We start from the raw sequence: 21805 nt of genomic DNA on the forward strand, positions 1-21805 counted from the left end.
ATTATTCTCTATCTTGTTGTTCGTTTTTAAGGGAAATTAGAAGCCCCTCATTACGAACTATTTGAGCATTGATGGCTTTCACTTCAGGGTGGCTGTCTAGAAATGCTTTTATCTGTTGATAGGTTACATTTAGAGTATCATCATTCGCATCAGCAATCGCATTTATAACTTGCCAATCTTCTGGTGTATCTAAAGTAAACCGATAATGACTATCATCAGTGTCATTATTCAATTCAGTAACTCGATATTGCTGTTCTTTATTTTCATAGAGATGCAAGGTGACATGTTCTAATTCAGATGGCCTCAGTGCTTCTAAAACAAGCCCTTTTAACGCCTTTGTTTCTACAACTTCACAGTCAACGCCTTCTGCAAACATTTCACTTAAAAAACCATACTGAGCATTTTCATCTATTACTTTAGTACACAACCGCTCACAAATATCAGCATCAACAAAAGGCGTATCACCTGTAATACGAATTACGAATTCACAGGGGTAAAGCTCGGTCGCGAGCTGAAACCTTTGTAATACGTTCTCTTCTGGTCCTCTAAAGTATTTAATCCCATGCTCTTTAGCAACAAGGCATAATTCATCGTTCTCTTGATTAGTCGATGTAAGTAAAACAGTATCATCAATACAAGAAGCCTTTTTTAGCCGCTCAACAACTTGAACGATCACAGGCCTACCATTAATATTTTTAAGAACCTTGTTTGGTAGTCTCGAAGACCCCATTCGAGCTTGTATGAATGCTATTACTTTAGCCATCTAATTTAACCTTTGAAAACCACTATGGCAAACAGGCCCATCTATTAAGCTGGCAATATCTTGGTTACTATCAAGTGCACCTTGCAATAGGTTAAAAACTTCAGAGATAGCAGAAATATACTTTTCACATATCTCTTCACTATGGGCAATGGAAAGATAAATTACATTACTGGCTAAGAAGCCTCTTTTTAGCATCTCTTGAGTGAACAAAGTTTTAAGTGCTAATGCTTGATCTGTCGGAAAAATAAATATCGGCACGCTATCAATACCAATAATTTTTAAATCAAAACCAGCTTTAGCTGATGCATCTAATATTTGTTTTTTGAGTTTTTTACCAATTTCATTAAGCTTAAGAGGTACATTGTCACGTTTAAAAATTTCCAATGTTTTAAGCGCAGCAACAAAACCAACTCTTTCAGTCCAGTAAGAGCTACTAATAAAAGATTGCTGTGCAGCATCCATTACTTCTGAGCGACCTATAATTGCCCCAATAGGGTGCCCGTTACCTAGCGCTTTACCTAGTACACAAATATCTGGTTCTACCTCAGTTAAGAGGTGTGATGCGCCTGTATTTAATCTAAATCCTGAAGAAATTTCGTCGAAAACAACCACTATATTATTTTCACGTGCAATTGCTTTAACTTCTTTTAAAAATTCAACATTTGGTTGGCCATGCCTGAACACTTCCATCATCACAACACCTAATCTATCACGATGCTTTTCGACAATAGCTTTGAAACCTTCAATATCACCTTCTTTAAAAGGAATAGCAGTGTTGTGTAATTGCTTTGGCACACCTGCAGGTTTTAGTCCTGGTAATAGTTGCTCATCTAAATTTTCACTATCACTAATATTTGTAGCTAAATACCAATCATGCCAACCATGGTAACCACAAAATGCCACGGTTTCTTTCTTACTAAAAGCACGAGCGATTCGAATTGCTAAAGTACAAGATTCACCACCAGTACGTGTGAAGCGAACAGCTCCTGACCAAGGATGCAGGTCAATCAATTGTCTTGCTAGTTCAACTTCTTCAAAACAGTTTAAACTACTCATCGAACCATCTTGAATAGCAGAAATAACAGCGTCATTAATCTCATCGTTAGCATAGCCAAGAGAGCTAGTTCCAATTCCCATAATAGAAAAATCGTAGTAATGATTGTTGTCTAAATCCCAAACTTCACAACCTTTTGATTTTTTATAGTAAGCAGGCCATTGCTCCGGGAGAAACATTTCAGCGCGCTTTGATAATAGCTGATTACCTCCAGGGATAATTTTTTTTGCTTGTTGCCAAAGCTTTGCACCAGAGTTATTTTTTAAGGTCATGAAATACCCCTAGAAGAATATGATTAGATAATATCGATTTGTTTAGGAATATTATAGAGATAATAAATTCCCATATATAGGTTATCGGCAAGGTATCTACAAAATAAAGTAGTAATTTATGAAAGCAACCAACGCATGTAAATACCTTGATCTTTCTTATCAAAAGTACGAAAACCTAATTTTTCATAACTCTTGATCGCGGGAATATTGTTAGCATCAACACCTAAAATGATTTCACTAATAGATAGCTGTTCCATCAAGCAGCGTGCAGTTGCAGTTATGACTTCAGCTGCAACTCCTTTACCTCGCCAAGCTGGCTCACCGATTAGTATCCCCATTGTGGCTTGTCCACTTTTTTGGTCTATTGGCTCGTATTTAATATTACCGATATGATTGCCCTCAAAAAATATCCCCCAAAGAATACAATCAGAAGCCGTATTTTTTGAGTTTATATACTCTCTTAATGAGCTTATTGAGGAAGATGAGTAAGCAATGTATTGCTTACTCATCTTGTCTTCAAACCAACTTAAGTAGCGTTCAGATGCATCTGATTCATTTAACAATCTCAAATTGAAGCGGTTGGTAGAGATTGATGTATTCATTAAACTGAAGGCTTAGAGTAGTCGAAGCTATAGTCACTCAATACATTCCATCTTGTTCTGTATTGATTAGGGGCTTCAAGAATGAAGTCTTTCCACAGTTCCTTGGCTTCTTGATAATAAGGGATAATTTCTTTGTCATCACCGAAGTTGTAAAGTAATGAAATTAATACCGAAGTTACATACAAAGACTCACCTTCTAAAAGAAGGTAAAGGTGAGTAAAGCGAGGGTGGTTTTTAAATGAAAATAAGTAACGCAGGCTCTTTAATAATTGTTGTAATGCATCTGCTCGATTATTAATTTCAGAGTCTAAGATTTCAGCCATAACATTACATAACTGTTCAAACTCATCGAAGTCTAGGAACTCTTCTAGATTAATATTCTGCTCTAGTGATTTGAACGGCTCTGCTTTGATAAAACTTATAACCTCATGCTTACTGACGTTCGTAGACTCAATAAAGATGTCTTCTGATAATAATGGCATACTTCCTTTTATGGCAGTACCATCACTACAGTTATAGCAATTTAAACCTGTTCCTAACTTTGACTCTAAAAAACGCTCCATTTGAACTTTACCGGTGTGCATAAAGTGATCAGTAATGACTTCACCACCAAAATTACCAGGAACGACCAACTCTCCACCCATTTTTAATGGAGCATGAATCGTTTTACCTTCTCCAGAATAGTAATAACTCCCTTTTGAATGGTGATGGTTAGGATCTTTATAACCATTATCTGCACCAAAAAGATAAATGTTCTTAAACTCCATGCTGCCAAAAAAGCTTAACGCAGTGTTACCAACAAGCGGGTTACTAAACCCTATCGTTGTTGTTATGCGGTTATTTTTTAAATATTCAGTAATATGAAACAACGATGTACCAGCTTCGTTCCCTTTTAAAGCTACGCCACACCAACCAAAAAGGTCCAAAACACCTGGGTACATTACATTTAAAACAAGTAAGTTTATTTCTTGTCGAGTTTGTTCAGGCACAAATGCGACTAAAAAGTCTTCTGTTGCTTTTGTTCTTTCAAGAGCAACGTGAAAATCAGGAACAATACCGTGATTTAGTAAAGAAGTGGTCGCTGAATTACATGCAACAACAATGACATCTTTTTGATATTTTTTTATCACCTCAATGTCTTTATCAAGAGAAGGCCCGTTCGCAACTATAAAGATAGGAAATTGATTAAAATCAGGTGATATTTTATTTTCTGGCTTTAATAAGTTAACAGGCTTGTGACTGTTTTCAACGGTATGAGCAATACTTAACAAAGCATCATCAAAAAAGCCCCACCCCATAAAAAACTGATGAAAGTTTCCTTTAAATTCAGCTATGAGTCTATTAACAGCTTCTGAGGGATAATGTTGAAAGAAAAGTGCAGAGGCAACACTAAACGCACCTATCTGGTTTGCTCTATCATGTAACGCTTCGTACATTTCACTTTCAGATACTCCAATAGCAAAATACAGAAAGCTGCCTGAGTCATCGACTTTTTGGAGAAATGACTGCCAATCAAAGGTGAATAAACTTGCGAAAAAATAGTCTTCATTTGGCTCAAAAATACTGATGTAATCAGCAATAAACTTGTCAAAAAAGTTATTTAGATAATAGCCTAAGCCAACACCAAATATAATTGCGCTAGGCACTCGCTCATCAACAGCCTTATTTTCTCCTAAATTTTGGCTAGCATTGTTGTAAACTCGTCCTATAGATTTCATTAAATCAATATGAACAAAGTTTGTTTCATTCTTTAAAAACTCAACTCGGCTATGATCGACTTTTCCCATAATAGGATTTTTAAACATTTGCTCAATTTGGGATTTGGACTGTGCTAAAGGATCTTCACCGTAAAGTGGTACACCAGTGTCATAATCAACAAAGTTAGCAGTACCATTTTCATTAAGAAATAAATTAAACTTCTCTGAAGGTTGATGTGATAAGAATTTCGTTGCGATCTCTGGAAAATACTTTTTGAAGGCATTTATATTATTTTCAAATCTTTTATTTGCTTCTTCTGCAAAAAGTGCATCTCTTTTATCTTTTTCTGAAATGCCTTTTAGCTGCGCTTCAATTTCTTCAATTTGTTGCTGTTGAGATGGTTCAGACATTTTGGTACTTCTTCAAGTTTTTCTGATTTTTTTGGAACTGAGCTAACTGCTTAACAGTTGATTTTTTTTTAGCAATAACTTGCTCGATTAGTGCTTTATGTTGCTCTACTACATTTAAAATATCTTCATCACTTTTGAAGTGCTCTCTATCTATAGAGTTAGAAAATAAAGTTTTTATCTCTTCATCTATCTTAAGTGATTTTTCAACCTCGTTTGATTCAATTGCAGAAGCAAAATCAGAGAACAACTTTTCAAAATCAGCCGACATTGGCATCAACACCATTTTCGTTTAATGTTTGTTCTCTTATATCATGTGGGATTGCGTCCCAAGCTGACTTGATCTCTTTTAGCAAGTTAGAAACTTCTATCACTATTTCAGGATCATTTTTAATACTTGCATCTAGTAAACGGTCAATCATATAAGAATACAATGCATAAAGATTTTCAGTGACTTCACCGCCAACTTCAAAATCTAAACACCCTCTTAATGCCTCTAAAATAGCTGACGCTTTTGATAAATGCTCACTTTTAGCTTCAAGGTGCTTTTTTTCAATAGCCACTTTCGCAAGCACCATTTTTTCAATGGCACCAGCCATTAACATTTGAATGATTTCGTAACGGTCAGCACCAGCTACTCGGGTTTTAAGAGCCTCTTTTTGATAATTCTTAACTTTAGCGTTGTACATACTTTCTACCTTTTTATCGCTGAAAATTAACTGCTAGACTTAGTGAAACCAGGTAAACTAGCAAGTTGCGAACTCAGATAAGTTTGCGTTGATTGCATTTGCGCAAGCAAAACATCTAACCCTGAATATTGCTGCCTTAATCGAGTTTCGAGCTCTTCCATTCTATATTGGTGATTTAAAACATCATCTTCTAGCTCATCTAATTGGCCATTCAAGCTTTCTTCACGCTGCTTTATGATACCATCAGAGTCTACGTAATTATTAAGTAAGGCCTCGAACTGTTTAGCAACGCCGTTTTCACCTGCAAAAGCTTTGCCAATGTTGTCAAAGTTATCATCCATCGCTTCATTTAAACTACGAACTAAGCTCGACTTTTCAAGGTAACCTTCTTTATCAACACCTAAACCTATATCAAAAATACTGGTAAATGGGCCTGCATCAGACAAATTAGTTGAGAGTGTATTTACTAATTGTGAACTTAAAGACCTGATTGTAGCATCGCTATTTAAAGGTTTACCTACTCTTGATTGAAAACCTAGTTGGCCTACTACATTGTTGTAATTTGCAATTAACTCATCAACCAGTGTAGTTATACTCTCCCTGTCATACTCGACAGACAATTTGGCAGTTTCACCGTCAACACTTTGGCGTTTAGCCGTAATTGTCATATCTTGAACAGCATCTTTGAATGTGTTGGTGTCATTGGTGATAGTGATACCATCAACCTTTATTGTCGCGTCTTTGGCTTCATTACCAGAAGCGATAGCTATCCCGCCAGCACTAACACCATCGTTTGCTAAAGTAGAAACATTATCTAGCTCAGCATTGTCGTTAGTAATAACTAGATCATTACCAGTGCCTGTTACATTCGAAGTAAAAACAAGCTTAGACTCTGTGCCTGTATTAATAATATTAGCAGTAACACCAAAGTTAAGATCAGAATCGTTAATAGCATCACGTAAGTCAGCAAGAGTTGCACCAGCATCAAGTGTTATATCAAAGCTCTTATCACCAGCAGCAAAAGATAAAGTACCGCCAGAAGCTGTGACAACATCATCTGTTGAGGTAAATAGACCATCATTGGAAGTTGCGCGACTACCCTGTGCAAGCTCAACAACTTCTATGTTGAAGTCCCCTGGGGTAATATCTGAAGTTGGAGTTACCGAGATTAAATCACCATCATCACTAGTAGGCTGCTTGATGTTAGCAATTCGTTTATCAAAGTTATCAGGGTCAGCAAGCTTCTCGACTGTATCTTGCAGTTTCGATAACGCTGATTTCACTTCACCTAAAGCCGATAACTCAACCTGAAGCGATTCTTCTTTTTTAACAAAAGCATTCATTTTTGGAGTATTTTCAGCTGATAGTGTCGCACTGATGATGCTTTCTAGATCAAGACCAGAGCCTACTCCTGCAGATGTAATTGATGCCATTATAATACTCCTAAATGCTAACTTTATGCGGTTCTATCGAACAACAAACCTCTATTGCTTAATTTATCGGCAAACTCTTCTAAAGCTTTAGCCACTTCGCGAAACTCTTCGGTTGGAATTTCTCGAATTACCTCATCATTTTCTTTATCAAGAACTTTGATAATAGGCGGTTCCCCCATCTCATCAAATTCAAAAATTAAATTTGTTGATGTGACTGGGATATAGCTATTAAGCTTTTCTAAGTTTTGTTTTACTTCAGCAATTAGATCGTTTTTATCTCTCTGCTCATTTTGTTTAGAAACTTGCTCAATATCCACAGGCTCTCTACCAGCAATTTCTGTGCCTTTACTTGCTTTAATATCATCAATTTCAGCTTTTAAATTTGCAGAATTTCCACTAGTAGTAAGGTTATCATTAGACCTTTGCGTTGAATTAAGATCTATCATAGTAATACCTCTTAATATCTTACTTATTAAGTATAAGCCACTTCAGAGTAAATTTCCTAGCAACCCAAAGTGGCTTATAAAACAAATATTAGCCTAGTAGTGAAAGCGCTACTTGAGGACGTTGATTTGCTTGGCTAAGAATTGAGCTACTTGCTTGTTGCAAGATTTGCATCTTAGTTAAATTAGCTGTTTCAGTTGCGAAATCTGTATCTTGTATACGCGAACGTGCAGCAGATAAGTTTTCAGCAATATTTGATTGGTTACGAATAGTAGATTGGAAACGGTTTTGAACCGCACCAAGCTCCGCACGCTTTTTATCAACTACTGCAATAAGTGAATCCATACCAGCTAAAGTCACTTGTGCGTTTACTTGGCTTGATACACTTATTGCTGTCGCGATGTATGCTGCAGCAAATGTATCTGTCGTTAATGCTGCACCACCAATATCTGACGCACCTTCAGCTAGGCCAGATAAACGGTCACCAGTTACTGCACTTGCAATACCCGCAATACCAGAAAGAGTGAAGCCAGCATTCGCAGAAAGAGAACCAGTTGCAGAACCACCAACGTTTTGCATACTAAAGCCGATTGTTTGAACTGCATCAGCACCGACTTGGAAATTAGCATCAAAAGAACCGTCAAGAAGGTTTTGACCACCGAAAGTAGTATCTTCGGCGACACGATTCACTTCAGACATTAATGAACGAATCTCTTCTTGAAGGGCTAAACGGTCTTCATCAGTATTCGAACCATTAGATGCTTGTTGAGCAAGAGTTCTCACTCGTTGGAACATCGAAGTAACTTCGTCAAGTGCACCTTCTGCAGTTTGTGCTAAAGAGATACCGTCATTCGCATTTCGGTTACCTTGATTTAAACCATTAACTTGACCAGTTAAACGGTTAGAAATTTGCATACCTGCCGCATCGTCTTTTGCGCTGTTAATGCGTAAACCTGACGAAAGGCGCTGAAATGAAGTGTCTAAAGAGTTGCCAGATTTCATTAGCTGGCGCTGTGCGTTCAAAGAACTCACATTAGTATTTACATAGATAGCCATAATAGCCTCCGCTTTATCATTTTATAGCTAAACAGCGGGATACCCCTACCCTGCTATTTAACCGACTTAGAGTCCTAGATTTATAGTTCTCTAAATCAGTTATCGTCTGATAAAGCGAAAGCTTTAGCTTTATTTGTAAATTTTTTAACTAATTTTTAAATTTTATCCTTGTAATAAGCTTAGAGCCGCTTGAGGTCGTTGATTTGCTTGACCTAAAATTGTTTGGCTTGCTTGTTGTAAAATTTGGTTCTTAGTTAATGCAGCCGTTTCTGCAGCGAAATCAGCATCTTTAATTCGTGATTTTGCAGCTGATAAGTTTTCCGAGATGTTCGCCTGGTTTCGAATCGTAGATTGAAAACGGTTTTGCACAGCACCTAACTCTGCACGCTTTTTATCTACAACAGCGATTAGCGCGTCCATTCCAGCAAAAACCAATTGAGCATTTACTTGAGTTGAAACAGAAACTGAAGAGGCTCTAAAAACAGCGTCAAAGCTATCAGTCGCTAATGCTGCACCACCAATATCTGATGCACCTTCAGCTAAAGCTGAAAGTTGCTGCCCTCCAACGGCACTTGCAATACCTGCAATACCTGAAAGAGTGAAGCCTCCATCAGCTGATAAACTATTTATTGCAGCAGTTCCACCTACACTTTGCATACTAAAGCCAATGGTTTGAACTGCATCCGCACCAATTTGGAAACTAGCTGAATAACTACCATCTAATAAGTTTTGACCACCAAATGTTGTATCTGTAGCTATGCGATTTACTTCATCTGATAATTGACGGATCTCTTCTTGGATTGCTAAGCGGTCTTCATCAGTATTCGAGCCGTTTGCAGCCTGTTGAGATAGTGTTCTAATACGTTGGAATGTTGATGTAATTTCATCCATCGCACCTTCAGCAGTTTGCGCAAGTGAAATACCATCATTAGCATTTCGATTTCCCTGATTAAGACCTAGAATTTGCGATTGTAAACGGTCAGATATTTGTAAACCGGCAGCATCATCAGCTGCACTATTAATACGTAGACCTGATGATAAACGTTTAAATGAATTATCTAGATCTGTACCTGTTCTATCCAACTGTCTTTGTGCATTTAATGCACTAACATTAGTATTTACATATAAAGCCATAATAAACTCTCTTCTTATCTGTCAAAGTAAAGTCACTTTTAAAAAGTGAATTTGACAAAGTGACCCTTATAGCGGCAAATCTAAGTCGCCTGGGGCAAAATACTGCCACTTTGCTTATTAGTTAATTAACTTGAAGTAAACAGAGCAATTAATAGGCCAACAATTAATTTAGTTTAAAAAAGGAATGAAAAAAGGCTCCATGTAGGAGCCTTAAGAGAGATAAGTTTAAGAGTGGGTTTAATAACACAAATTATGGCATAATCTGTGCTTTATATTTTATGTTCTTACAAATGTTAGAACACTACTGTCAGGATTTTGAGCGCCTCCGCTTTATAATCCTATCTTAGCGCCTTTGTTAATACCCCATTAGACAAAGGCGCTTTTCTTTTAAGTCAAAGTTTTGACTTCACCTTAACTTAAATCCCTCAACTATTAACCTAGTAGGCTTAACGCCGCTTGAGGTCGTTGGTTAGCTTGACTCAAGATTGTTTGGCTAGCTTGTTGTAAGATTTGCATCTTAGTTAAGTTAGCTGTTTCTTGAGCAAAGTCAGTGTCTTTGATACGTGACTTAGCTGCACTTAAGTTTTCAGAGATATTCGATTGGTTACGAATAGTAGATTGGAAACGGTTTTGTACCGCACCAAGCTCAGCACGTTTTTTATCAACTACTGCGATAAGCGCGTCCATACCTGCTAAAGTCACTTGCGCATTTACTTGGCTTGATACACTTATAGCTGTTGCAATATAAGCAGCAGCAAATGTATCTGTTGCTAATGCTGCACCACCAATATCTGATGCACCTTCAGCTAGTCCAGATAAACGGTCGCCAGTTACTGCACTTGCGATACCCGCAATGCCTGAAAGAGTAAAACCACCATTTGCAGACATAGAACCCGTAGCTGAACCGCCTACATTTTGCATACTGAAACCAATTGTTTGTACAGCATCTGCACCCACTTGGAACTCTGCATCGTATGAACCGTCAAGTAGATTTTGACCACCAAAAGTTGTATCTTCAGCAACACGATTCACCTCAGACATCAGTGAACGAATCTCTTCTTGAATCGCTAAGCGGTCTTCATCGGTATTTGAACCATTTGCTGCTTGTTGAGAAAGCGTACGTACACGTTGGAACATTGCTGTTACTTCGTCTAGCGCACCTTCAGCTGTTTGCGCTAAAGAGATACCGTCGTTCGCATTACGGTTACCTTGGTTAAGACCGTTAATTTGCGATGTTAAACGGTCAGAAATTTGTAGACCAGCCGCATCGTCAGCTGCGCTGTTGATACGAAGACCTGATGATAAACGCTTGAATGATGTATCAAGTGAGTTGCCAGAATTCATTAATTGTCTTTGAGCGTTTAATGAACTAACATTTGTATTTACATAAAGTGCCATGATATTTCTCCCGAAGTAAACTTATCATTTACTCTCAAACTTACTCTAATTAAGCGGTAACTGTCATTTGTTACTCTGCTTGGTTAATTAAGTTATCGGTCCGCTCAAAAAATCCTTTAGTGAATTTTTAAACAATTTTTAAATTTTCACTTAACATGCTATTTTTAAAAGAAAAATAATTTAAAATTTTAGCTAAACATGGCTTCTGGTTACCTTTAAAGCCGCTATCACGATGTGTTAACGAGGGTAAAAACACAATAAAGAGTGAGCTAAAAGCGCTTTTAAAGTAGGAAACTTAAGGCAGATTTTATAGGTTAAGCTCTTAAAATGAGCTTAACCTATAAAAATTATAAGTAATCAAATAATGATAGGTTAGCCAAACGGCCAAATGTTGCTTGGGCAGCTTGCAGTGATGTTTCTTGTTTGGTGAGTTCAGTAATCGCTTCAGCCATATCAAGCTCAACAAGCTCAGCTTTTGCTGCTTTATTACTGGTATCTAAATCACTATTAGACTGTTCGATTTTCTTGGCCGTATTTAAGCGACCACCTAAGCCAGCCTGAATAAGAGAAACCTGATTTTTGGCATTATCGAGTTGTACAATGGCATCCGCTAAAACTTGATCAAACTCTGCTTGAGTTAAATCAGGATTGGTTAGTCCTTGTATCAGATCATCCAAGGTATTTAACGCATTCTCTTTTTGTGGCGCTTCAAGGTCAACATCAACTTGGCCATTTGCAACAGGTGAAACAGAAATTGACATCCCTTGATACTGAATTTTTCCATCTTCAAAATTACCACTATCAATAGTTACACCTGCTTGCTGCACAACAAATGTATTAGGTGTGCCTGTGGTAGTAATAAAGCTTAGTGTATTGGCATTTGCCGCTGCAGCAGGATCAGCGTTGAAGTTAGCCTGATGGAATTTATCGAAATCAGCTTGCTCAGTAACATAAATTTTTGAGCTTGTGATACCGCCTGACACAGTGCCGTCGTTTGATGCCACATTTAGTCGAGCATTTACTTTTTCGAATGTATCAAAACCATTGTCACTTGATTTGATTTCTACACCTTCAGCTACTTTGATCTTGTGTTGCCCCTGATCGCCACCATATTCATAGCGTCCAGAAGTACTATTAAAGGTGTAAGACGGAGTATTATCTTGGTAACCAGAAAAGATAAATTTACCGTCTTCAGTCTTTGCATTCATCAAATCAAGTACCGTACTTTGCAATGCTTTAACTTCTTCAGCAATACCTTCACGGTCGATATCACTATAGGCACCGTTACCAGCTTGAATAGATAAAGTATAAGCAGACTCAAGTGCGCCTTTAATATTTTGCAGCACACTTTCTTCTGTCGTTAGGCGACTATTCAGCATAGTAATGTTTTTTGTGAACTGTTCATTACCCTGAATGCGATCGTTATAAAGTAACGCGCGAGCCGTTGCGGAAGGATCGTCAGCAGCAGTTAATACACGCTTTTGGGTATTAACCTGCTCTTGCGCTTTGTTTACATTTTGCTGTGAGTTAAGAATAGAATTAAGGTTATTCTTATACATCATGTTATTTGAAATACGCATAATTACCTCGCCGCACTTAATAAGGTGTCAAAAATAGTACGTGCTGTTGAAAGGACCTGGGCTGATGCTGCATATGATTGCTGAAAGCGCAGTAAATTTGCCGCTTCTTCATCAAGGTTTACACCTGATAGTGATTCATACCAAGCTTCAGACTGATCAGCCAATGCTGTAAAGGCCGCACCATTCGTTTGGGCTTGACTAGTCACTACACCAATATCAGTGACAATACCTGAATAGGCTTGATTAAACGTTTTATGATTATCGGCTGTACTACTTGCTTCAACATTTTGACGCACTAGCTCACCATTTTGTAAATCGGCCAATAGCAAACCATTACGGTTATCATCAAAACCACCAGTGTTAAACTCTACTGTGAAGGTGTCACCTGTTGCAGGTGATCCTTCAATATTAAAGTCAAAGCCGTAGGTATCGTAAGGCGCTCCTGCTTGAGCAAGAATATTCTCAGCAGGTGGTGTAATGGTAAACGTCGATGTACCGTTACCATCTGTAATTTGATACTCGTTAGCATTCGCCGTTTTCACTAACGTTATATCGCCATTCGCCAAACTCGGTGGGGGACCCACGGTAATACCTGTTGAGTTGTCAATATCGGACACTGTGCCAGCAGAAATACTTGCATCACTGGTATTATTGATATCGTTCGCAGTTCGAATAGGTGATGCTAACGCTAAATCTTCAGGACGTTCAGTTGCAAGCTCTAAGCTAGTTGCAGCCTGAGAGTTCAACTTAACCATAAATTGGTCACCAGTATTTGCAGCACCTGATACGTTGAGTTGTAAACCAAACGCTTCACCACCTGTAATAGTTGATGAGTCAATCACACCGGCAGTCACATTTGCTGTAGATGCGGTGCCAATGGGTTCACCTTTATTATCGATTGCCTGAATCTCAACAGTGGTTGCGCTTGTATAGGTCACAATAAAATCACTTGCTGGCAATTCGCTGCCTTTACCAGGTTCAAGGGTTGCCGTCATTGTTGATGTGCCCGTATTGGCTTGATAACCAAACGCATCTACCGTTGGAATAGCAAAAATATCGCCGCCAATTTCACCATTGGCGTCCATACCTAAGCTATTTTGTTGGTTAAAGGCATCAGCTAATGCTAAGCCCATTTGACCAAGTTGGTTTTGCGCTGGCACTAAAATATCGTCACGAAATGCCAGTAAGCCACCAATTTTGCCTTTCAATTTACTCACATCAACTTCAAGCGGCACGGCTTTGCCACCGTTTACATCAAGTTTTAATTCTTTAAAGTTCGGATCAGGATCGCCACTGAATGAAAACAGGTTAAATGTGCCACTTTGCATGACAAGTGCTTGACCAGAGCCTAAATACACTTGTTTCTCGCCGTTATTACCATCGAGTGTTTCAATATCAATCAGCTCAGATAAGTCACGAATTGCTTTATCACGTTCATTATATAAACCACTTGATACTGACTCACGATCAGTACCATGAACCGAAGCAATCTTGGTATTTAAATCACTGATATTTTGGATCAGGTTATTTGCTTCATCTGAAAAGATTTCTAGCTGCTCATTTACTACTGCTTTTTGGTCAACCACAATGCTCGATAATCTGTCCATTTGATCAATCAAATTTTGTGCATCCGTCATGACCAGTGAACGAGCTACTGTTGATGACGGTTGATTTAAGCTTTCTTGAACATTGTTAAAAAACGAATTGACGCTCGTTGATAAGCTGTTTGACTCTTCTGAAAACAAGCTATCTACACGGCTTGCTTCAGTTACAAACTGATCAAAAAACGCTTTATTAGAGGTATCTCTATTTAATTGCTTTTGTGCAAATTCATTTAGTAAGCGATACGTTTCACCACGGCCGACTTGGTTATCGATCATGGTTGTGAACTCAGTACGCTCACGCACATAGCCCTCGGTATTAACGTTGGCGATGTTTTTACTGGTGGTTTGTAAAAGCTCAGAGTTAGCTCTTACACCGGCATTTGCTATGTCATATAAGCTAAATGACATGAGGGTCTACTCCTTAACGTACCAATGAAGCAGCGACGCTTTGAAGCTCAACGCGCTTCAATACCTGCTTAATTTTATCGGCATAATTTGGATCAGTTGCATAGCCTGCTTTTTGTAACGAATCTAAAAAGGCTGCAGGTTCTGCGGTATTATTAAGTGCTTCTTGATAACGTGGGTTTTCATTTAAAAAATCCACAAAGTCGTTCACACTATCTTTAATCGATTGATAAGAGCGAAAACTTGCTTGCTTTTTAACTGGCACACCTTGTTCAAACTCAAGCGTGACTTTGCTTGCTTTATCACCTTGCCAGCTCCTATCCGATTTAATATTGAATAAGTTGTTACTACTTGTGCCATCAGCTTTACTGATGATGTGTTTACCCCAGCCCGTTTCAAGTGCTGCTTGAGCAACCATCACAGCTGGGTTTAAGCCAATTTTCTCAGCCGCATTTTTAGCGTGCTCCCAAACAGAGCTAATGAAAGACTCAGCATCTTCAAAGCGGTTTTCTGATTGCTCGTTCGCTGATGTATCCTCGACAGCTTGTGGTTTAGCCTTAGCCTCAGTAGTGCTATCAAGGACACCGCTTGCGCGTTTATCACTATCAAAGTCAGCCGTCGTTCTAAGTACAGAACCTGGTGTAAACTCTTTACCGTCTGGCGAGAGCTGCTGAACAATCAAGTCAGCTAGACCCAACGAGCCATTTGATGAAAGCTCAACCGACATTTGTTGGTCATGCATCTCTTCAAAAAATTTAACGCCGCTTGAATTAAATGGGCTGTCTTTATCTTCAAACGCTTCATTTGCTTTACGCATACTTTTAAGCAGCATCTGAGTGAAGATAGATTCAAATTGTGCCGCCGCTTTTTTCAGCGCCTCTTTTGACGCATCGCTAGAGGCATCACTTTTTAAGGCATTTTGACGTAATGAGTCTAAGTTGCCTAAATCAAAAAAGTTTTGCTTGTCGAGATGATTAGTATCCATCAGCTTTTTGACACAATAGTTAATAATGAAAATTAAAATGCAAAAATTGCGCCAATAAAAAACTTTATAAATGAATGGCTAATAACTGATACAGGAATGGAGTAATTTCAGAGCCAAGATTTTGGCTGATGTTTATACACTGAACGATTTAAGAATTACTAAAACAAAAAACGCGCTCGAAAGCGCGTTTTAATTTAAATGATAACCAGTTGCCCGTTTATCGCCCCCGCTTCTTTTAAAGCTTCAAGGATTGCCATTAAGTCACCCGGTGCAGCCCCAACTTCATTGATTGCACGCACAAGATCATCAAGATTAACACCTGGATTAAATACAAAAGCACGTGAGTCATCTTCGTTCACATCAATAATGCTTTGATTGGTAACCGTGGTTTCACCATCACTTAAAGCATTTGGCTGAGACACATTTTGCTGCTCAGCAATGGTGACTGTTAAACCACCATGAGTAATAGCTGCAGGCTGTAGCTTCACGTTTTTGCCAATCACTATTGTGCCTGTGCGCGAGTTAACAATAATTTTTGCTGCTGTGTCTGCTGGCTTAAACTCTAAGTTTTCAAGTGTCGACAAATAAGCAACACGTTGAGATGCATCACGCGGTGCTAACACTCGTACTGAAGCTGCATCGATTGCCTGAGCGCTGTCAGGACCCACTAAATCATTAATTGTTTGCTCTAAGCGTTTAGCCGTTGTGAAATCAGGACGATTTAAATTAAAGGTAATGTAGTCACCTTGCATAAACGGGCTCTTAATAGCACGCTCTACAATGGCACCGTTTGGAATACGGCCCACTGTGGGTGTGTTAATAATTACACGGCTACCGTCTGCCCCTTCAGCACCTAGACCTCCTACAACTAAGCTGCCTTGTGCAATTGCATAGGTATTGCCATCAACCCCTTTCAGGAAGGTTTGTAATAAGGTACCGCCACGTAAACTACCCGCACTACCGATAGACGAAACCGTAATATCAATGGTTTGACCGGGTTTTCTGAATGCCGGTAACTCTGCATGCACAGCCACAGCTGCAACATTTTTAATTTTAGGTTTTAAGCTATCAGGTAAGGTAATACCAAAACCATTCAGCATGGCTTTAAAGCTTTGTTGAGTAAATCGGCTTTGTTCACCTGTGCCAGGCAAACCGACAACCAAACCATAACCCACTAATTGGTTTGCGCGCACGCCCTCAACCATAGATACATCTTTGACTCGCTCAGCCTGTGCAGAAAACTGCAGGCTAATTAAGCAAAGAGCGATGATGTATTTAAACCCATTCATGACTTTATTCCTCTAAAATGGGAAAAGCGAACTACTAAAGAAACGAGACAGCCAACCTGCACTTTGCGTTTCTTGAATTTGCCCTTTACCTGAGTATTGAATTCGCGCATTAGCAATACGGTTTGATGTGACCGTGTTATCTGCTTGAACATCTTCAGGACGAACTAAGCCTTCAAGGCGAATAAATTCTTCACCGGTATTCAAAGTGAGCCATTTTTCACCACGAATAACCAAGTTTCCATTAGGTAAAACACGCATCACATTGACAGAAATATCACCAAATAAGCTATTTGATTGGTTAGACTTTGAATCACCTTTAAACGATGCACCAGAACCAATACCAAACTGAATGCTATCACCACCAATATTCACCGGATTGCCACCAAGCCCAATAACAGGGTCTAAACTAGCGTCCGTTTCTTTATCGGTTTCGGTTTTAGCGGCTTTGGTGGCTTGCGTTGATTCTTGTAATTTAACCGTGATGATATCACCAGCGCGCAATGCCTTTTTATCTGAGTACAAGTCATCTGCTGAATAACTATCAAACAACGAACCCGTTGGTACCATTGGCTCTGTTGTTGGCTCCGGATACATAGGCGCATAGTAAGGGTCATCCTGAACCACATGATGATTTTGCGTTGTCATACAACCACCCAGCATTAATGCTGCCGATGTGACTAAGATAATGTTACGCATGCTGCCTCCTACCCATTAAAGCTGTTGATTGATGTAACTAAGCATTTCATCAACCGCTGAAATCACTTTTGAATTCATTTCATAAATTCGTTGCGTTTCGATCAAGTTAACAAGCTCTTCTGTTACATTCACATTAGACGTTTCTAGTGAACCTTGAACCACAGTACCTAAACCATCGATACCTGGGTTCCCTTGCACAGGAGCGCCACTCACAGCGGTTTCGGTATACAAGTTTTGCCCCATAGGCTCAAGACCTGATGGATTAATAAAGTCACTAATTGTTAGCTGACCAATTACCACATTCTCTGCTTGACCTGAAATACGTACCGACACTTCACCGTCTTGCGAAACAGTAATTGATTGTGCATCGTCTGGTACGTTCATTTCTGGCTGTAATGGAAAACCTGCGCCCGAGGTCACAATACGGCCATCTTCGTCAGTGGTGAATTGACCATTACGTGAATAGGCAATGTTGCCATCTGGTAATTGCACTTCAAAAAAGCCTGGGCCTGAGATCATCCAGTCCAATGAATTTTCTGTGGTAAGCATGTTACCTTGTGAAAAGTTCTTTTGGTTAGCTACCACTTTGGCACCTGCACCAAGCATTAAACCCGATGGCATTTCAGTGTCTTGAGATGAACGACCACCTGGTTGATTGATGTTTTGATATAGTAAATCTTCAAATACGGCGCGGCTTTTTTTATAGCCTACCGTGCTGGCATTCGCGAGATTATTTGAGATCACCGAAATATCGGTTTGTTGGGCGTCAAGCCCGGTTTTACTGATCCATAATGCAGGATTCATAACTCTACCCTCTCAGTCATCTTAAACAATGCGTAACAGCTGATCTTGACGCTCATCGAGCTCTTCGGCTGTTTTCATCAATTTAACTTGTAATTCAAATTGGCGTTGATTGCTGATCATATCGACCATTTCATGCACTGGGTTTACGTTCGACATTTCAAGCGTTCCCGACAGTACTTTTACGTTTGGTGAAATATCACAAAAACCACAAAGGTCATTGATCAACATGTCTTCTTTTGGTCGAAATAAACCGTCATTACCTTTTTCAAGCTGAGTGTTATCAGCCTCAATCACTTTTAAGCGATCAACCACTTCCAAAAAGTTTGCTGGCGCTCCTTGTGGGCGAACCTGAATAGCACCGTCTTCACTAAACTCAACTTTCTCGATAGGTAATGGCAAAATGATTGGACCACCTTCGCCAATTACTTGACGGCCATGGCTAGTGATCAACGCGCCATCTGGAGTAATGTTTAATGTGCCAGTTTTGGTGTACGCCTCATTGCCTGATGCATCTTGTACACTCAACCAACCACGGTCACTCATCGCGATATCAAGCTCGCGGCCAGTTTCAACAAAACCACCCGATTCCATATTAGATCCAGGGCGTTCTTGCATTGCAAACACCCTAGATGGCAGACCTTCACCGAAGGCTTGCATAGAGCGAGCTTGTGCAAAATCAGCTTTAAAGCCAGTGGTGTTAGCATTAGCAAGGTTGTTGGCCTTGAGTTCAAGACCTCGCAAACTTTGCTTAGCACCCGACATGGCAATGTAGACCATTTTGTCCATAACATTGACTCACTAAAAATACGATAACTAAGAAATGCAATAAAAGTGCCAAAGTAAAATTGACGTTAAAATAGAAGAGAAAAATGAATAATTAGAATGAAAAAAGGCTGCCAATAGAGGGAGCAGCCTTCGTGTCGGATTAAGCTTAGAACCGTTAAAATTAACGGATCTGTAGGATGTTTTGCTGTAGTGTTGAGTTAACCTCAAGCGCACGTGAATTTGCTTGGAAGTTACGCTGCGCACTAATCAAGTCAACAAGTTCGTTAGTTAGGTTTACGTTTGATTGTTCAAGCGCAGATGAGTTAATTGAACCCAAGGTACCTGAACCTGGTTCGCCAGCAATAGGCTCACCTGACGTTAAACTCTTCTTCCAAGAAGTATCACCCACTTGTTGTAACCCCTGTGAGTTCGAAAAGCGTACCATGGCAACTTGACCTAAGAATGAAGTGTCACCATTACTGTATGAAGCAACAATTTTACCGTCAGAACCGATATCGATACCTGATAGACGACCTACAGTCGCACCATCTTGTTCAAGTGCTTTTACTTCAAAGTTACTAGCATATTGAGTAGGTACTTTGTTCGCTGTTGCCGCTTCATCACGCCAGTTCATCGTTACATCATCAGGGAAACTAGCACCATTAGATAGTAAGTCAGATAAACCTGTCGCAGCGCCTGCGCCATTTGGTAAAGTTAATGGGTTAAATGATGCATCAGTATTAGCAACACCATCCGTGTTAAGTGGTAAACCACTTGAATCAAATTGGAATGTAGTTAGTGGTGTATAAGGCGTTGTTGTTTGCTCTACACCACTTGCATCAAATGGTTTTTCATCCAGTGTGGCGTATACTTGCCACTCATTGTCATTACCTGTCACAGCTGCATCAGTTTTAACGAAGAAGAACTGTAAAATATGTGGCTCACCTAATGAATCATACACAGTTGTTGATGTTGAACTATTATATGTAGCACTTGATTCAGGATCAAACGGTGTCACTGTTGGCGCAGAGGCACGTGAATCTAGGTTAAATGATGAATAAACATTCGTGGTTGCACGCGGTGAACCTGACGCATCAGGAATTTGTAACGCCGAAGATGTACTTAAGCTTACAGAAGTGGTATCACCGGTTGCTTCATCAACAGGGAAACCTTGTAAGTAGTTACCGCTTGCATCAACAATGAAGTTATCCTGGTTTAATTTAAACGCACCTGCACGAGTATATGTGAAGTCTTGCGCACCTAGGTCATTTGCCATTGCAAAATAACCTTCACCAGTGATCGCTAAGTCAAGAGAGTTATTTGTGAAAGATAACGAACCTTGGTGGAATTGCTGTGCCACCATTGTCGTTCTTACACCGTCACCATTTTTTGTTTTACCAGAACTAAATACTGATGATGCGTATACATCAGCGAACTCTGCACGAGACTCTTTAAAGCCCGTAGTATTAACGTTAGCAATATTATTTGCTGTAACGTCTAAATCTTTTTGCGCGGCTGCTAAGCCTGTTAATGCAATATTGAAGCTCATAACTCACCTCTAACCTATCTCTTAGCCTAAGCTAACCCAAACCTTTTTTACTTATGCGATTTCAGCTATATCAGTTAGCCTAACCGCACCCTCTTTTGTATTTACGATAATGCCGCTTGCGCCATTAATATTGACACTTTCAATATTCTTAAAGGTCGCCATAGGCATACTGCTGTAGTCTCCATTGACAAAGCCTTCAGCACTGATGTCATACTCACCTTCTGGGAGTACATTGCCATCGTTATCTTTGCCATCCCACTCAAAACGAAGTGCACCCGCTGATTGCGAACCAAGTTCCATGGTGCGTACTAACTGACCCGATGAATCCGTGATCCTCAACGTTAAAGATTCAACAGCAGTCTCTGCAACCACAGAGCCTTTTGCGAGATTTTCACCGTCAAAATCAATGGTGTCAGACTCAAGTAACGCTTGCTTACCAACGAGCGTTGAAGCCTGTAACGCAGAGTTAGATGTCATTGATGCAGTCAGTGATTCAAACTTCTCATTTAAGTTTGAAATACCCTCAGCCATAGTGAAATTCGTCATCTGCGCAATCATTTGATCGTTGTCAGCTGGCTTGCTTGGGTCTTGAAACGACAACTGTTGTGTTAAAAGTGAGAAGAAGTCTTCTTGCGTTAAAGTATCATCTTTCTCTTCTGTTTTATTTTGATTGTCTTGCCAACGTAAATTATCTAAATACGTGGATGACGCACTGCTGATGTCGTTACTCATAACTTATCCTCGGTTACCGCTGCCCAAGCAACAGTGTTTTACTTAACATTTGCTTAGCTGCATCAGCAACTTGCACATTTGTTTGGTAAGAGCGAGAGGCTGAAATCATATTTGCCATTTCTTCTACAACATTAACGTTAGGTTTGTAGATATAACCATTTTCATCCGCACTTGGGTGGTTCGGGTTATATTCAATTTGCAGAGGTTTATCGCTCTCTACAACACCTAATACTTTAACGCCAACAGAAGAGCCCTGAGGATTGCTTTGTGATGATGACGCTTTAGTCAGCTCTGCAGCAAAAACAGGATGGCGCGCTCGGTATGTCTGATCTTGGCTAGAACTAATCGTATTCGCATTCGAGATATTACTGGCTGTGGTATTTAAGCGAACATTTTGCGCACTCATACCGGTTGCTGAAATATCAAAAACATTATACAAACTCATG

At 39.4% G+C, this 21805-nt stretch carries 21 protein-coding genes; all 21 read right to left on the reverse strand.

Annotation, left to right across the window (positions count from 1 at the left end; all coding sequences use genetic code 11):
• Position 1 precedes the first annotated feature (1 nt).
• Entirely contained in the window at positions 2-763 is a 762-nt protein-coding gene (locus AUR67_RS18960; RefSeq protein ID WP_058586406.1) for a cytidylyltransferase domain-containing protein, read from the reverse strand.
• Positions 764-2089, reverse strand: a complete 1326-nt coding sequence (locus tag AUR67_RS18965) for an aminotransferase class III-fold pyridoxal phosphate-dependent enzyme (protein ID WP_058586407.1) — start codon at positions 2087-2089, stop codon at positions 764-766.
• A 116-nt stretch (positions 2090-2205) separates the two neighbouring features.
• Positions 2206-2691: a GNAT family N-acetyltransferase gene (locus tag AUR67_RS18970; protein ID WP_058586408.1), complete on the reverse strand. Its 486-nt coding sequence runs from the start codon at positions 2689-2691 to the stop codon at positions 2206-2208.
• Entirely contained in the window at positions 2691-4799 is a 2109-nt protein-coding gene (locus AUR67_RS18975) for a 6-hydroxymethylpterin diphosphokinase MptE-like protein (RefSeq protein WP_058586409.1), read from the reverse strand. Before AUR67_RS18975 ends, AUR67_RS18970 begins: the two co-directional genes overlap by 1 nt.
• A complete protein-coding gene (locus tag AUR67_RS18980; protein ID WP_058586410.1) occupies positions 4792-5067 on the reverse strand; it encodes a hypothetical protein in 276 nt (91 codons plus the stop codon). Before AUR67_RS18980 ends, AUR67_RS18975 begins: the two co-directional genes overlap by 8 nt.
• Positions 5057-5485 carry a flagellar export chaperone FliS gene (gene fliS / locus AUR67_RS18985; RefSeq protein ID WP_058586411.1) on the reverse strand — a complete coding sequence of 143 codons (429 nt, stop codon included), beginning with the start codon at positions 5483-5485 and terminating at the stop codon, positions 5057-5059. Before fliS ends, AUR67_RS18980 begins: the two co-directional genes overlap by 11 nt.
• 26 nt (positions 5486-5511) lie before the next feature.
• The gene (fliD, locus tag AUR67_RS18990; protein WP_058586412.1) at positions 5512-6918 is read right to left on the reverse strand and encodes a flagellar filament capping protein FliD; all 1407 of its coding nucleotides are present in this window, start codon (positions 6916-6918) and stop codon (positions 5512-5514) included.
• A 23-nt stretch (positions 6919-6941) separates the two neighbouring features.
• The gene (locus AUR67_RS18995) at positions 6942-7364 is read right to left on the reverse strand and encodes a flagellar protein FlaG (RefSeq protein ID WP_058586413.1); all 423 of its coding nucleotides are present in this window, start codon (positions 7362-7364) and stop codon (positions 6942-6944) included.
• An 88-nt stretch (positions 7365-7452) separates the two neighbouring features.
• Entirely contained in the window at positions 7453-8418 is a 966-nt protein-coding gene (locus tag AUR67_RS19000; RefSeq protein WP_058586414.1) for a flagellin, read from the reverse strand.
• A gap of 162 nt (positions 8419-8580) precedes the next feature.
• Positions 8581-9552 carry a flagellin gene (locus tag AUR67_RS19005; RefSeq protein WP_058586415.1) on the reverse strand — a complete coding sequence of 324 codons (972 nt, stop codon included), beginning with the start codon at positions 9550-9552 and terminating at the stop codon, positions 8581-8583.
• A gap of 432 nt (positions 9553-9984) precedes the next feature.
• The gene (locus AUR67_RS19010) at positions 9985-10950 is read right to left on the reverse strand and encodes a flagellin (RefSeq protein ID WP_058586416.1); all 966 of its coding nucleotides are present in this window, start codon (positions 10948-10950) and stop codon (positions 9985-9987) included.
• Positions 10951-11297: 347 nt separating this feature from the next.
• Positions 11298-12530, reverse strand: coding sequence for a flagellar hook-associated protein FlgL (gene flgL, locus AUR67_RS19015; protein WP_058586417.1), 1233 nt, complete (start codon positions 12528-12530; stop codon positions 11298-11300).
• A gap of 2 nt (positions 12531-12532) precedes the next feature.
• Entirely contained in the window at positions 12533-14542 is a 2010-nt protein-coding gene (gene flgK, locus AUR67_RS19020) for a flagellar hook-associated protein FlgK (protein WP_058586418.1), read from the reverse strand.
• 13 nt (positions 14543-14555) lie between these two features.
• Positions 14556-15524 carry a flagellar assembly peptidoglycan hydrolase FlgJ gene (flgJ, locus tag AUR67_RS19025; RefSeq protein WP_058586419.1) on the reverse strand — a complete coding sequence of 323 codons (969 nt, stop codon included), beginning with the start codon at positions 15522-15524 and terminating at the stop codon, positions 14556-14558.
• Between the two features lie 194 nt (positions 15525-15718).
• On the reverse strand, positions 15719-16813 hold the full coding sequence (locus tag AUR67_RS19030) for a flagellar basal body P-ring protein FlgI (protein ID WP_054562215.1): 1095 nt from the start codon (positions 16811-16813) through the stop codon (positions 15719-15721).
• A gap of 12 nt (positions 16814-16825) precedes the next feature.
• A complete protein-coding gene (gene flgH, locus AUR67_RS19035; RefSeq protein WP_054562216.1) occupies positions 16826-17509 on the reverse strand; it encodes a flagellar basal body L-ring protein FlgH in 684 nt (227 codons plus the stop codon).
• A gap of 15 nt (positions 17510-17524) precedes the next feature.
• On the reverse strand, positions 17525-18313 hold the full coding sequence (flgG, locus tag AUR67_RS19040; RefSeq protein WP_054553306.1) for a flagellar basal-body rod protein FlgG: 789 nt from the start codon (positions 18311-18313) through the stop codon (positions 17525-17527).
• 21 nt (positions 18314-18334) lie between these two features.
• Complete coding sequence (locus AUR67_RS19045) at positions 18335-19099, reverse strand: flagellar basal body rod protein FlgF (protein WP_058586420.1); 765 nt, start codon at positions 19097-19099, stop codon at positions 18335-18337.
• Between the two features lie 160 nt (positions 19100-19259).
• On the reverse strand, positions 19260-20627 hold the full coding sequence (gene flgE, locus AUR67_RS19050; protein ID WP_058586421.1) for a flagellar hook protein FlgE: 1368 nt from the start codon (positions 20625-20627) through the stop codon (positions 19260-19262).
• Between the two features lie 51 nt (positions 20628-20678).
• A complete protein-coding gene (locus AUR67_RS19055; protein ID WP_058586422.1) occupies positions 20679-21359 on the reverse strand; it encodes a flagellar hook assembly protein FlgD in 681 nt (226 codons plus the stop codon).
• Positions 21360-21372: 13 nt separating this feature from the next.
• Positions 21373-21804: a flagellar basal body rod protein FlgC gene (gene flgC, locus AUR67_RS19060; RefSeq protein WP_058586423.1), complete on the reverse strand. Its 432-nt coding sequence runs from the start codon at positions 21802-21804 to the stop codon at positions 21373-21375.
• Position 21805: the final 1 nt, after the last annotated feature.

Origin of the sequence: Pseudoalteromonas sp. XI10 (assembly GCF_001469895.1) — a bacterium.
Classification (GTDB): Bacteria; Pseudomonadota; Gammaproteobacteria; order Enterobacterales; family Alteromonadaceae; genus Pseudoalteromonas.